Here is a 13,896-nt window from a genome sequence, read left to right as displayed (position 1 = left end):
AGCCCCACCAGAACCTGCAGATCCTCCAGAAGAATCCGCCACGACACCACATCAACCACCAGATGGTGCGCCACCAACAACAACCGGTCCGCCCGACCCGGCACACCCGTGAACAACACAGCACGGAACAACGGGCCATCCGACAGACTCAAACCCGCCTGCACCCGCCCCGCAATCTCCCGCAGCCGCTCCTCCCACTCACCCGACGGACACGACGACAGATCGTGCACCTGCCACGGCACCGCCTCCGGCACCCCGGCAACCTCCGCCCGCCACCCATCCCCCTCCCGCACAAAACGAGTCCGCAGACCGTCATGCTGCTCCAGCAGACACCCCACCACCCGCTCCCACTGACCCGACGAAAGACCCGACTCCACCTCCGTCAACACCGACTGATTCACATGCTGAGCAGCCACGAACTCCTGCTCGAAAAACCACCGCTGAACAGGCGTCAACTCCACAACGCCCGTCACCGGACCCTGCTCCGCCCGCACCGGCGCAGCATCCTGCCACTCCACCACCAAAGCCAGCTCAGCAATCGTCTGGAACTCGAACAACTGCTTCACCGTGAAGAACAACCCACACTGCTTCGCCCGGAAAATCACCTGCAGACTCAGAATCGAGTCCCCACCCAGCGAAAAGAAATCGTCGTGCACCCCCACCGGCCGGCCCGTCCCCAGCACCGACTCCCAGATCCCCGCCAGCCGCTCCTCCACCTCCGACCGCGGCGCCACAAAATCCCGCCCGTCCACCGCATGATCCATCCACGGCAACGCAGCCAACGCCCCACGATCCACCTTGCCGTTCGGACTCAACGGCAGAACCTCCAACGGAACGAACACCCCAGGCACCATGTGACCCGGCAACCGCTCACCCAAAAACGCCCGCAACTCCCCCGAATCCACCGGACCGTCCGAGACGACATACGCCACCAACCGCCTCGACGCCGCCTCCCCCTGCACCAACACCGCAGCACCACGCACCAACGGATGCCCCACCAGCGCGACCTCGACCTCACCCAACTCAATACGAAAACCACGAACCTTCACCTGATCATCGACCCGCCCGAGCACCTGGATGTCGCCGTCGCTGAGACGACGCACCAGGTCACCGGTCCGGTAGAGCCGGCCTCCTGAGCCGAACGGATCGGCGACGAACGCCTCGGCGGTCAGCTCGGGACGCCCCAGATAGCCGCGCGCCAGACCCACGCCACCGATGCACAGCTCACCGGCGACACCCACCGGGACCGGCTGAAGGGAGTTGTCCAGCACGAACACCCGGGTGTTGTCGAGCGGTCGGCCGATCGGCAGCTCGACAGGCACCTGGTCCTGCGGCTCCATCCGGAAGCAGGTGGCGAAGGTCGTCGTCTCCGTGGGCCCGTAGACGTCCACCACCACCAGGTCGGGGCAGGCTGCGCGCACCCGCCGGACCGCGTCCGCCCCGACCGGTTCGCCGCCGGTCCACACCTCGCGCAGACCGGCCAGGCAACCGGGGTCGTCCTGAGCGAACAGATGGAACAGCACCGTCGTCATGAACACCGCGGTGATCTGGTGGGCCGCCACCAGATCACGCAGTGACTCCGAGGTCAGGGCCACCCCCTGCGGCACGGCCACCGCCCGGCCGCCGGAGAGCAGCGGTGCCCACAGCTCGTAGGTCGACGCGTCGAACGCCTGCGGCGAGTGCATGAGCACGCACTCGTGCCCCCGTGCGAACCGGCTGTCCAGCGCCAGCGCCGTCACATCGGCATGGGTCACGGCCACGCCCTTCGGGTGGCCGGTCGAGCCGGACGTGTACATCACGTACGCCAGGTCGTCGCCAGTCACGCCCGATTCCAGGGGCGTGTCGGGCCACCGGTCCAGCTCCGGCCAGACGTCCTCGACGGTCAGAACCAGCGCATCGGACTCGGGCAGCACCCCGGCCGCCGACCGCTCGGCCAGCACCACCCGCAGCCCCGCGTCCTCGGCCATGTACGCCAGACGCTCCCGCGGATACGCCGGATCCAGCGGCACATACGCCCCGCCCGCCTTCAGCACCGCCAGCAGACCGACCACCATCTCCACCGAACGCGGCACACACAGACCGACCAGACTCTCCCGCCCGACACCACGATCCCGCAGCAGACGCGCAAGCCGGTTCGACCACCGGTCCAGGTCGGCGTAGCGCAGCTCCGTGTCACCGAACGTGACGGCGACCCGGTCGGGACAGCGGCGCGCCTGCTCCTCGAACAGCGTCTGCAGCGAAGCCGGCCGGAGAGCGCGCTCGTTGCGGGGCCCGGTCCCCTGCTCGACGATCTGCCCGAGCTCCTCCTCATCGACCATCGGTAGGCGCCGCACCCGCTGCCCGGGGTCGGCCAGCGCGGCCCGCAGGAACACCTCGAAGTGGTCGGCCATACGCGCGACCGTCCGTTCCCGGAACAGATCGGTGCTGTACTCGAATCCGACGTGCATGCCCTCGGGATCGGCCTGGATCATCAGGGTGAGGTCGAAGCGGGCGACGCCGACGCTCATTCCCTCGGCCATCAGGTCGTACATCCACGGTTTCGGCTGCACCAAGGCCGAGTCGTGGTCCAGGAACGGCAGGCTCTCGTCGGCGAACATCACCTGGAAGACCGGGTTGTACGCAAGGCTGCGCGCCGGCCGGAGCGCCTCGACGAGCCGCTCGAACGGCACCTCCTGATGGGCCTGGGCGTCGAAGAGCTGCCTGCGGACCTGGAGCAGGACGTTCTCGAAGCTCGGGTCGTCGCGCAGGTCCACCCGGACGGCGGCCGTGTTGACCAGGAACCCGATCATGGACTCCAGCTCGACGCGGTTCCGGTCCGCGATCGGCACGCCGATGACGACGTCGTCCTGACCGCTGTACCGGGCCAGCAGGAGCGCGTAGGCGCTGAGCATGGTGATGTAGTTCGTCACCTGGTGCTCACGGCTCACCTCGACGACCTGCTGGGTCAGCTCGGGTGACAGCTGCCGGCGCAGGAAGTCGCCCGTGAAGCTCTGCGCGTCAGGACGCGGGAAGTCGGTCGGCAGGGTGAGCAGTTCCGGAGCGCCGGAGAGCTGCTCCTTCCAGTAGTCGAGCTGGAAGGCGAGCCTGTCCTCCTCCTCCAGCCGGCTCTGCTGCCACACGGCGTAGTCGGCGTACTGCACCTGAGGAGCGGGCAGCGGGGAGGGCTCGCCCTCGGCGAGGGCCCGGCAGATCTGGAGGAACTCCTGGCCGAAGAGACCGATCGAATAGCCGTCGAACACGGTGTGATGGGCGCTGAACGCGAGGACCTGCTCCGCCTCCGGCAGCCTGACGAGCCGGGCCCGCAGCAAGGGGCCTTCGACGAGGTCGAAGGGCTGGTCCCACCACCGGCGGATCTCGTCCCGCGCCCGCTGCTCGGTCTGCTCCCCGGGAAGCCCTGAGAGATCGGTCTCCTCCAACTCGATCTGCCGCTTGTCCGCGACGATCTGCCAGACCTGGCCGTCCTGCTCCGTGAGGGTGGTGCGCAGGGTCTCGTGACGGCGGATCATCTCGTCCAGGGCGTCCCGGAGCACCGGTGTCCCGAGGGAAGCCGGAAGGGGGACGAGCCAGTTGACGGTGTAGGAGGTGGTTCCGGGGCTCAGCCGGTCGATGAACCAGAGCCGCTGCTGGTCGGATCCGGTCGGCAGCGGGCCGCCTCGGGGAGCGGGGACGAGGGGACGCGGCGGCGAGGGCTGCCGCTCCTCCTGCCGGCGCCGCAACTCGCGCGCGACCTCGGCGATCGTCGGCAGGTCGAAGAAGAGGCGGACCGGCACCTCCAGCGAGAACACCTGCCGGATCCGGGCCACCAGTTGCACGGCGAGCAGCGAGTGCCCGCCCAGCTCGAAGAAGTCGTCGAGGACGCCGATCGGCGAACGGGACAGGGTCTGCTCCCAGATGGGGACGAGCAGGGCCTCGGTGGTGTTCCGGGCGGGCACGGAGCTCGGCCCGGCGGCGGGAGCCGGCGGGAGCAGCAGCGCCCGTCGGTCGAGCTTGCCGCTGGGGGTGACGGGCAGGGCGTCGAGGGCGACGAGGCCGGACGGCACCATGTAGCCGGGGAGTCGCTCGGCCAGGTGGGCGTGGAGCCGGGGCATCACCAGGTGCTCGATCTCCGCCTTGAGCGGCTGGTTGGCGTAGTCCGACCAGCCGCTCGTTCCCGGCCCGGGCTCGGACGGGACGACGAACTCCTCCTCGTCCGGGGCCTGTTCCACTCCTGCGCGGGTCAACAGCACGGAGTAGGCGCCGTCCGCGCCGTGCCGGCTCCAGTCGACGGCGGTCCGGTAGCCGGCCTCCTCGGCGAGTTCCCTGACGTCCTCCGGGTCGATGCCTCGCCGCGGCCGGTCCTGTCCGCGCCACGCCTCGGCGGTCTCGGGTCCGGTTCCGCTCTTCAGCCAGCGGAGCGTCCGTGCCGCCTCCTCGACGCGGGCGTTCGGGACGTCGCGCAGCCGGAGCCGGTCGGGCCGGTCGCCGGCCAGTGTCTCGCGCAGCTTCGCGGGGGTGAGGCGTTCCGCCGTCCAGTCGAGTTCGGGGACGGCGGTCGGCGCCGTCCGGTCGGCCCGGTCGCGGGCGGATCCCACATGGAGCACTGCCTGGTAGCGGAACTTCGACATCTCGTTGAGGCTGCGGCCACCCTTGGGCCGGATCTCGACGCGGGAGACGCGACCGGTGGCGGCGGCCCAGTCGCGGAAGAACGCCGGGTCGAGGGTCAGTTCCTCCTCCAGCTGCACACGGCGCTGGACGCGCTGCCAGAGCTGCTGACGGGTCAGGGACTCGGGCGCGTGGTGCAGCTCGACGTCGGCGTGGAACGCCTCGAGCAGCGGCAGGCTCCGGACGTCTCCGACGATGATCCGGCCACCGTCGACGACCCGGGACAGCGCTTGGTCAAGGACGCGGAGCAGGTAGTGGACGTCGGGGAAGTACTGGACGACCGAGTTGACGACGACCGTATCGACCGGTTCGAGCTCCAGGTCGTCGAGGGCGTCGGCCTCCCGCCGGTGCAGGACGACGGTCTCCCGGAGTTCCGGCCGGGAGCCGAGACGCCCGCGGACGGCGTCCAGGGCGGACGAGGAGAAGTCGGTTCCGTAGTAGCGGCGGCATCCTGCGGCGAGCGGGAAGAGCAGCAGGCCGGTCCCGCAGCCGATCTCCAGGATCGTGCCGGGACCGTAGCCGTGGATCAGCGCGACCGTGTCGTCCTGCCAGGCCAGCATCTCCTCCCGGGGGATGGGGCCGCCTGTGTAGCTGCTGTTCCAGCCCGAGAAGTCGTTTCCGTCCTCCGACTCCTTCGCCGCGTCCGGGTCGAACGCGTCGTACACCTCGCGCCAGCGGTCGATGCGCCGGCCCACCAGCGAGTCCTCGTCGTCCTGGACGGCGGAACGGGCGCGCTGCGGGTGGAGGACGACGTACGACACCAGGGAACGGTCGCCGGACGCGTCCTCCCGGACGACGGTCGCCGCGTCCTGGACGACGGGGTGCTCGCCCAGCGTGCTGTCGATCTCACCGAGCTCGATGCGGTAGCCCCGGATCTTGACCTGGGAGTCGGTGCGCCCGAGGAACTCCAGGTTCCCGTCCTCACGCCACCGTGCCATGTCACCGGTCTGGTAGATGCGCTCTCCGGGGGTGGCGCCGAAAGGCGACGGAACGTATTTGCCGGCCGTCAGCTGCGGCTCGTCCGCATAACCGGAGCTGAGACAGATGCCGCCTATGTAGAGGTCGCCCGGCACGTCCACCGGACAGGGGCGCAGGCTCTCGTCCAGGACGTAATAGCGTGCGTTCTGAATGGGCTTTCCGTACGGAATGCTCGACCAGGCGGGGTCCACCACGTCGACGGGGAAGAAGTTCGACCAGACGGTCGCCTCGGTCGCCCCGCCGAGGCCGACGACCTTGACCTCCGGGAAGGCCGCCTTCATCAGGTCCGGCGAGTGGACCGGTATCCAGTCTCCGCTCATGAAGATCAGGCGCAGGGACCGGGAGACGATCTCGTTGGCGCCCTCGCCGTCGGTGGGCAGGAAGGGCGCGAGCTGCATCAGGGCGGCGGGCGCCGAGTCCCAGAAGGTGATGGGCTCGTCGGCGAGGTGGCCCAGCAGGTTCGCCGGCTCCTGGATGTCCTCGCCCGTGGCCACTCGGATCGACCCGCCGGCGGCGAGCACGCCGAAGACGTCGTAGACGGACAGGTCGAAGGTGAGTGAGGTGATGAAGAGGATGCGGTCGTCCGGGCCCACGGAGAAGGTGGTGTTGACCCATTCGATCAGGTTCACCGCCGGGAAGTGCGCGACCGCGACGCCCTTGGGCGTTCCGGTGGAGCCGGAGGTGAAGATGACGTAGGCGATGTCCGACGCAGTGCCCTGCGGCGGAAGGTTCTCGCGGGGCAGGTCCGTGAGTCCGGCCGACGGGTGAACGGTGTACGGGCAGTGGGCGGGCACGGGCGGTTCGTCGTCCGCCGGGTCCAGGCACACGATGTGCGCGAGGTCCGGCAACGGGTCGGCGGACATGACGCGCGGCACCAGGGCGCGCTGGGTCAGGACGCAGGTGACCTTCAGCGAGTCGATGATCCAGTGCCACCGCTTGACGGGAGCGTTGACGTCGAGGGGGACGTACGTTGCGCCGGCCTTGAGGATCCCCAGCAGGGCGGGAATCATCTCCGCGGAGCGCTCCATCAGGATCACGACCTGGTCGCCGCGTCCGATCCCGAGGCCTCTCAGCCGGTGCGCCACCTGATTGGCCCGCTCGTTGACCTCGCGATAGGTCCAGCGCTCGTCCCGGAAGAGCAGGGCCAGGGCCCCGGGGGCCTCCTCGGCCCGCCTCTCGAACAGCTGGTGAATGCAGACGTCCTGTGCGTACGGCGTGTCCGTGTCGTTCCACTCATGGACCAGCCGGGAGTGCTCGGCCGGGGTGAGGAGGGCCAGCTCCCCCAGGCAGGCGTGCGGCTTGCGCACCAGCTCGGCGAGGATCTGCCGGAGGTGTCCCGCCGTGCGTTCGACGGTCCGCGGCGCGAAGCGCCCGGTGTCGTAGTGGACGGTGAGCGTGAGGCGCTCCCCGAGGGTCGCCACGACGCTCAGCGGGTAGGCCGCGTGGCTCTCCTCCCGGACCACCCGGAAGGAGCCGGTCCCGGTTCCTGTCTCCTGGTCCTCGACCATCAGGACGCTGTCGAAGAGCGATTCGCCCGAGCCGACCCCGCTCCACTGCTGGACCAGCCTCAGGGGGCTGTACTCGTGCTCCAGGATCTCCGCGTACTTCCGCTGCAGGCCCTGCATCCACTCCGCCCAGCCTGCCGGGGCCGGAACCTCGACCCGCAGGGGAAGCGTGTTGATGAGCGGCCCGACCATGTCCTCGACACCCGGCAGGTCGGCGGACCGGCCGGGGGTGGTGACGCCCATGACCACCTCGTCGGCGCCCCGGTAACGGCTCAGGAGGAAGGCCCAGGCACCCCGTACGATCGTGGGAAGCGTCAGGTCCCACCGCGCTCCGGCGGCGCGCAGGGCGGCCGTCTCCCGTTCGTCCAGGACCAGCGCCACCTGTTCGTACACGGCGGGCGGCGCCTGTGCGGCGGCGTCCTCGCCTGCAAGGGGCCTGAGTTGGAAGGGAAGCGGGCTGACGGGCGACACCGACCGCAGCTCGTCACGCCAGAATGCCTCGGACCGGCCGGCGTCCTGACGTCCCCACCACTCCACGTACTCCTGGAACGGCACCACCGGCGGTTCTTCGAGGGGCTGACGGGAGGTCAGCGCCTCGTACACCTGCTCCGCTTCGCGGAGAATCCTCGTCTGGCTCCGCGAGTCCATCAGGAGGTAGTGGAGGCTCCACAGAACCCGGTACCGCGCGTCCGCCAGGTGGGCGACATGGAGCCGCCACAACGGGGCCTCGTCCAGTGAGAAGCCGTGCTCGCGGTCCTGCCGCAGCCGCGCCGCCAGCCGGTCGGACCGCTGCTCCTCGTCCAGGGAACGCCAGTCCTCGTGGACAAGGGGAACGTCCACGCTCTCACGGACCGTCTGCACCGGTTCGCCACCCGGACGATCACGGAAGCCGGTTCTCAGCGCCGCGTGCCGCTCCGTGACCCGCGCCCAGCTCAGGCGGAACGCGTCGATGTCGAGATCCTGAGCGACCTCGAACTCGACCTGCGTGTGGTACAGGCCGGTCCCTTCCCCGTGGCGGGCCTGGAAGAGGATGCCCTGCTGCGTGGGTGACAACGGGTAGGAAATCTCGGCCCGCCGGTCTCCGGAGAGGGCAGAGAAATATTCGGCTGGGTCGCGAAAAGTACTCAAGGCCGCAATCCTCTGAAGTCATGAGCGATGATGCGCACTTTCGCTCCGGCCGAGCGGGAATACGGTCACCATGGACCGCCCCGAAGCCATGCGGGCGCGCTGGATCGGTCGATCTTTACGGACCCGAAAGGGGACCCGTGAATATCTCGTCAGTGACGTGCAGAAGAACCAGGGAATTCCGGTGCCGGTCGGTGCGTGAAAGGCGCCCCGGCGGCGGCGCCGACCACGGGGCCGGCCGTGCGAGTGCCTGGGCTCCTCGGTCTCCCAGGGGCTGCTTCGGCGACAAAACGCAGGTCACACGTACCGGACGAGGTCAGGACGCCGGGACGGCCCGCAGGGCGTGTGTGCACGGTTCCGAGTCTGGCCCGTCTTCCCATTTTCAAGTCCCCCGGACGCGAACAGTGCGTGTACGACTCACAACGAATGGGATCTCGCATGTGCGGCCCCTCGGCGGGGCTGCGCTCATCCGAACCTTCGACATCGATCGGTATGCTCATGCAGCCCACAGCGCCTGTCAACCGACCGGATGCGCGCCGCCACCTCGTGATCGAAACCGCATTCTTGGTCCCGTCGGCGATTCACGGAGCTGCTTGTCGCAGGTCAGTGGGGATGCCGGCGCAGAAATACTCCCCGGGCCGTCACCTTTTGGTCCGGCGGACGGTCGGGGGCGGCGGACGCAGGACTAGGAAATCGACCATTCTTTGGAAGAGTGCGAAGCGGAGACGCGCCCGGCGGCTAGGTTCGACACATGTCATGGACCGGCACTGCTCTTCTCCTCCTGAACGCCGCCTTGATCCTCTTGGCTCTGACGGCCGTCCACCGGTACCTGTTCCGGCGCCTCGTCAAAGACGTCTCCCACGAGGGCTCCCCGTGGCGGCGTGCCGGCACGGGGCTGGTGTGGCTGCTCTCGGCGACCACAGCGGTCCTGCTGTTCGCCGGGCCCGCCGAGCCGCCGTTCGAGATCGCACGCGTCCTCACCCCCGCGGGTGAGGTCTGGCTGCCGCTGCTGATGTACCTCACCCTCGCGCTGCTCCTGGGCGAACTCGTCCGCCTCCTGCTCCGCCTGGGCTTTGCCCGGCGGGCCGCCACACCGTCACCGGAAGGACCCGACGTCCTTGGCGGGAAGGACCCCTCCCGGCGGCTCTTTTTCGCGCGCACCGTCGCGATCGGCGCCGCCGCCTTCGCCTCGGCAGGCGTCGCCGCCGGGGCGGGCGGAGACTCGGGCGCACAACGTCCGGGGGCGCGGGGTGTCGAGCTCTCGCTGCCCTTCACCGGGCTGTGGCGTGCCAGGAACAGCCCGGCCCGGCGGATTCCGAGTCATGGGACCGAGCTGTTCGGCAGCAGTCACGCCATTGACTTCATCGGCGTGGACGAGCGCCACCGCACGGCCGACCACCGCAGCTGGCGGACCTTCTTCGCCACCGAACCGCCCGAGCTCTTCCACAGTTTCGGCCGGCCGGTCCTGGCTCCCGCCGCCGGCACCGTGATCGCGGCCCACGACGGCGAGCCCGACCACGAGGCACGCCGGTCGCAGCTCGCCCTGGTGCCGTACATGCTGGGCCAGGCCGCACGGGTACGCCGCGGGGCGAACGCCATCGCGGGGAACCATGTGATCATTTCGCTGTCGGAGCACGGCCCCTACGTCGCCCTGGTGCACCTCAAGTCAGGCTCCGTCCAGGTGTCCGCCGGACAGCGGGTGGTGGCCGGCCAGCACCTCGCGAGCTGCGGCAACTCCGGCAACTCGACCCAGCCCCATGTGCACATGCAGGTCATGGACAGCTCCGACCTCTCGGTCGCGCGAGGCATGCCGATGCTGTTCCGGCGCTTCCGTGAATGGCCGGGCGGCCCAGGTGGGGATTCCCGGGTCAGGGAGTTGGCTGTGCCGGACGAAGAGGCGGTCGTGGAAGCGCTTCCCGCCCCGGCCCGGGACTGACCCGGTCCCGCTCGTCCATCGGCCGGCCCCGGTTGCCGGGCGCGGCGTGCCGGAAGGAAAGCGCTGGTCGCAGTGAATCCACTGCGGCTGCCGGGCCGGGCCGACAGCCGGGTGCCCTCCCCGTTCGCCGGTGGTGTCGCAGGCCACGATGAAGATCCTGCGGGTCATGACGTGACCGGGGTGCGGGTGGCCGCCGTTCTGGCGGTCATCCCGCACGGGCCGAATGCGCGCGGATGTCCGTCCGAGGGGAGTGTCGCCCTGGAGCCCGGGGCTGAGCACGGGATCCGCGGGGCGACGCTCCGGGCTCGAGTGGGCCCGGCCAGGAGCGTCGCTGTCCGCGGTCGCGGCTCAGGGCCGCCGGGCGGTCATCCGGTAGGTGATGAGGAACCCGATGAGGGACCACACCGCCAGGACGGCGAAGGGGAGCACTGCGACGCCCTCCGGTGGCCTGTTGAGTGTGTCCCGGACCGCCTCGGCCATGTACTGGAACGGCAGCACCGTGTGCACGGACTCGAACCAGTCGGGCAGCCGGGACGCCGGGAAGGTGATCGGTGAGAACATCAGCGCCACGAACACGACCAGCTGGGACATCATGCGGGCGGCCGCGGGCGCCAGTCCGTATCCGATCCCGTAGCCCAGACCGATGGCGGTGAACGCGGTCAGGAGGACCGCGGGAAGGACCAGCGGGCTGATGTGGAGGGTGAGGTCGAACCGCAGACCGGCGACCACAAGGGCGGCCACCATGCCGGGCAGCGCGGTGAGCAGGGCAACCGTGGCGTCCGACGCGATGAGGGCACTTCGGGGAACGGGAAGCGACCGGTTGAAGTCGAAGATGCCCTCCTGCTTCGAGGAGGCGACTTCCTGCGGGCCGATCACCATGCCGACGGTGATGAGTCCCAGCACCGGGGCGCCCGTCGCGAGGTAGAGGGCCGTGGCGTCGTCCATCTCGGGCACGAGATAGGCGAATCCGACGATGATGCCGACCGCCAGGAAGGTCTGGATGATGAGATTGAGAGGGAGCGTCGCGCGGCTGCGCAGCGCGGTCCATCCCAGCAGCAGTCCGTAACTACGCAGCCAGTGACTCACCGTGCTCTCCCTTCTCCGCGTCAGGTGCGGTCTCGCCGCCGGCGAGTTGCAGATACACGTCCTCCAGGCCGACCGGCACGAGAGCGAACTCGTCGACGATCCCCGCTGCGCGGAGTTGCTGGCCCCAGGCGAGCGCCGCCGACGCCGCTTGGGAGTCGAGGGGAATCGCCAGCCGCCGGACGGCACGCAGCGGTGGGCCGGCGGCGGGGATGTGGCCGGGGAGAGGCGGGATGCCGTCGGCGCTCGCCGCCGTCAGTTCCAGTCTGAACTCACCGACCGTCCGGGAGCGGAGCTGTGCGGCCGTGCCCTCCGCCAGCACCTTGCCGGAACCCATTACGACGATCCGGTCCACGCTCCGCTCCGCCTCTGCCACGTTGTGGGTGACGAGGAGAACGGCACAGCCCCGGTCGGCCAGTTCGCGGATCTGCTCCCACAGCAGCCTCCGGCGGACCGGGTCCACATCGTTGGTGGGTTCGTCGAGCATCACGACACGTCCGGGCGACGACGCGGCCATGCCGTACGCCGTCAGCCTCCGGACGCCTCCGGAGAGCCGTTCTCCTGTCGTGTCGGCCCATGCTCCGAGGTCCAGCGCATCGATCAGCTCGTCGGTGCGCGCACGGCTGTCGTGCTTGTTCATCCCGCGGATGCGGGCCATGGTCCTGATGGCCTGCCGAGGCGTCACTCCGGCCAGCGGCGCGTGGGCCTGAGGCATCACCGCAACCATCCGACGGACTCTGGCGGGCTCCGCGACGGGGTCGCACCCGTCGACCCGGATGGTGCCGGACGTCGGTACCGCGAGCCCGGCCACCTGGTTGATCAGGGTGGTCTTGCCGGCTCCGTTGTGCCCGAGGAGGCCGACGACCTCCCCTGCCTCGACCTGCAGGCTGACGCCGTCGTTGGCGCGTGTACCGCCCCGGTAGCACTTCACGAGGTCTTCGATGATCAACAAATCTTCCACCATGTGAATCGAGACGAGATGCGGGTTTTCCCGGATCGCCGACGGTGTCCACCTCGCTCGGCACGCGCCGGAACGGCCGACGAGGAGGCTTCCGTGACACCGGCGTCAATACGCCAGTTGCAGGAGCTTGTTGGGCGTGGAGCCGGTCGGCACTCCGGTGAGCGCCCCCACCACTGCCGCACGGTCCAGGGCCCTGCCCACCGCGGCCGGGGTGGCCTTGGGGTGTTCGCCGAGATAGAGCGCGACCGTGCCGGAGGCATGCGCCGCGGAGACCGAGGTACCGGAGTCAGTGAACGTCCCCCCGCCGGGCCAGGTGGAGGTGATGTCCACGCCCGGGGCATAAAGGTCCAGCCCCGCACCGTAGTTGCTGAACGAGGCGACCCGGTCGGCGCAGTCCGAGGATCCCACGGTGATGGCCTCGGCCACCCGCGCCGGGGAGGAGTTGGCGACGTCGTCGAAGCTGGCGCCCGCCGACAACGCGTACGTGACACCGGCGGCTATCGAGTTGCGCACCGCTTCGTCGAGCACCTCGCTGGCGGGGGCGCCGATGACGAAATTGGCCACCGAGGGTCCCTTGGCGTGCTCGGTGACCCAGTCGATGCCGGCCACCACCCCGGCGAGGGTGCCGCCGCCCTGGGCATCGAGCACCTTCACCGAGATCAGCGTGGCCTTCTTGGCCGCTCCGTGTTCGGTGCCGCCGATGATTCCGGCCATGTAGGTGCCGTTGCCGTGCTCGTCGCTGCCGTCTCCGCCGAAGGCGTCGAAACCGGGCCGGGCGCGCGGGCGGAGATCGGGATGGCTGTAGTCGATGCCGGTGTCGATCACATAGACATCCACGCCGTTCGCCGCACGCGGCGGGTAGGCGTAGGAACCGTCGAGCGGAAGCGAGCGCTGGTCGATCCGGTCGAGCCCGCAGGACGACGGGGCCGACTGCGTCAACCTCGGCCGGGCAGGCCGCCCCACCAGGGTGTTCTGCTCCACCCGTTTCACCGCCGGGTCGGCCGCCAGTCGCCCGGCCTGCGCTGCGCTCCCCTCGACCAGCACCCCGTGCAGCGCGCTGTCGTATCTCTCCCGCACCCGCAGGCCGTATTCCGCGACGACGTCCTGGCGCGCCCCCTCTTCGAACAGCACCAGATAACTGCCGTTCACGGCATTTTCACTTCCGGCATTCACGACGGTGCCCGCGTCCTTGGCGTATCCCGGGGCGACCACGGTTCCCATGCACAGAAATACACCCGCAGCGACAACGCTGACGCACTTTGCGCGGCGACCGGGCGACCAGGCTGATGTCACTTCTTCTCCTCGCACTGAACGTCTCATTCCGTTTGCACGACAGTGCCCACGCTGCCCCGGTGAAGGCAGGCGGAACAAGCCCCCCGCGACCCGACGCCGGTGAGCGGCTGTCCCCACGGTCCCAGTGATGTCGGCTATTCGGCTGCTCATCGCTCAAGCGCTATAAGAATTCCCAGTTTTTCGGGAGCGGCATGACGACCGGACAGCCCTGAGGGCTGTCCCGCTGAGCACAGCCCTCAGGTGAATCCCTGGTTGTCGCGCGGCGCGTGCGGCGGCTAACTTGATCTTTAACCTCGGAGGTCGAACGGCTCCTCGTACTTGATCACTCGGACTGGCAACCGCCTTACACGAGGGCGGCCTTCGGCCGAGCATGT

At 69.4% G+C, this 13,896-nt stretch carries 5 protein-coding genes; 1 reads left to right on the top strand and 4 read right to left on the bottom strand.

The window, feature by feature from the left end; genetic code table 11:
• The coding region (locus ACFU8W_RS50340) for an amino acid adenylation domain-containing protein (protein ID WP_384052561.1) at positions 1-8,252 on the bottom strand (8,252 nt) is incomplete at its 3' end.
• 748 nt (positions 8,253-9,000) lie between these two features.
• Between ACFU8W_RS50340 and ACFU8W_RS50335 the strand changes: the two genes are divergently transcribed.
• A complete protein-coding gene (locus ACFU8W_RS50335; RefSeq protein WP_384052560.1) occupies positions 9,001-10,185 on the top strand; it encodes a M23 family metallopeptidase in 1,185 nt (394 codons plus the stop codon).
• Between the two features lie 348 nt (positions 10,186-10,533).
• Here the strand turns inward: ACFU8W_RS50335 and ACFU8W_RS50330 are convergent, their stop codons facing one another.
• The 3 genes from ACFU8W_RS50330 to ACFU8W_RS50320 form a co-directional block, all read right to left on the bottom strand.
• Complete coding sequence (locus tag ACFU8W_RS50330; RefSeq protein ID WP_384052559.1) at positions 10,534-11,271, bottom strand: ABC transporter permease; 738 nt, start codon at positions 11,269-11,271, stop codon at positions 10,534-10,536.
• Positions 11,252-12,229 carry an ABC transporter ATP-binding protein gene (locus ACFU8W_RS50325; RefSeq protein ID WP_384052562.1) on the bottom strand — a complete coding sequence of 326 codons (978 nt, stop codon included), beginning with the start codon at positions 12,227-12,229 and terminating at the stop codon, positions 11,252-11,254. The genes ACFU8W_RS50330 and ACFU8W_RS50325 overlap by 20 nt, the downstream gene beginning before the upstream one ends.
• Before the next feature lie 105 nt (positions 12,230-12,334).
• Complete coding sequence (locus ACFU8W_RS50320; RefSeq protein ID WP_384052558.1) at positions 12,335-13,450, bottom strand: S8 family peptidase; 1,116 nt, start codon at positions 13,448-13,450, stop codon at positions 12,335-12,337.
• Positions 13,451-13,896: the final 446 nt, after the last annotated feature.

The organism is Streptomyces sp. NPDC057565, from assembly GCF_042801455.1.
GTDB lineage: Bacteria > Actinomycetota > Actinomycetes > Streptomycetales > Streptomycetaceae > Streptomyces > Streptomyces yanii.
The sequence above is the reverse complement of the archived record's forward strand: the minus strand, read 5'-3'. Positions and strand labels throughout refer to the sequence as shown.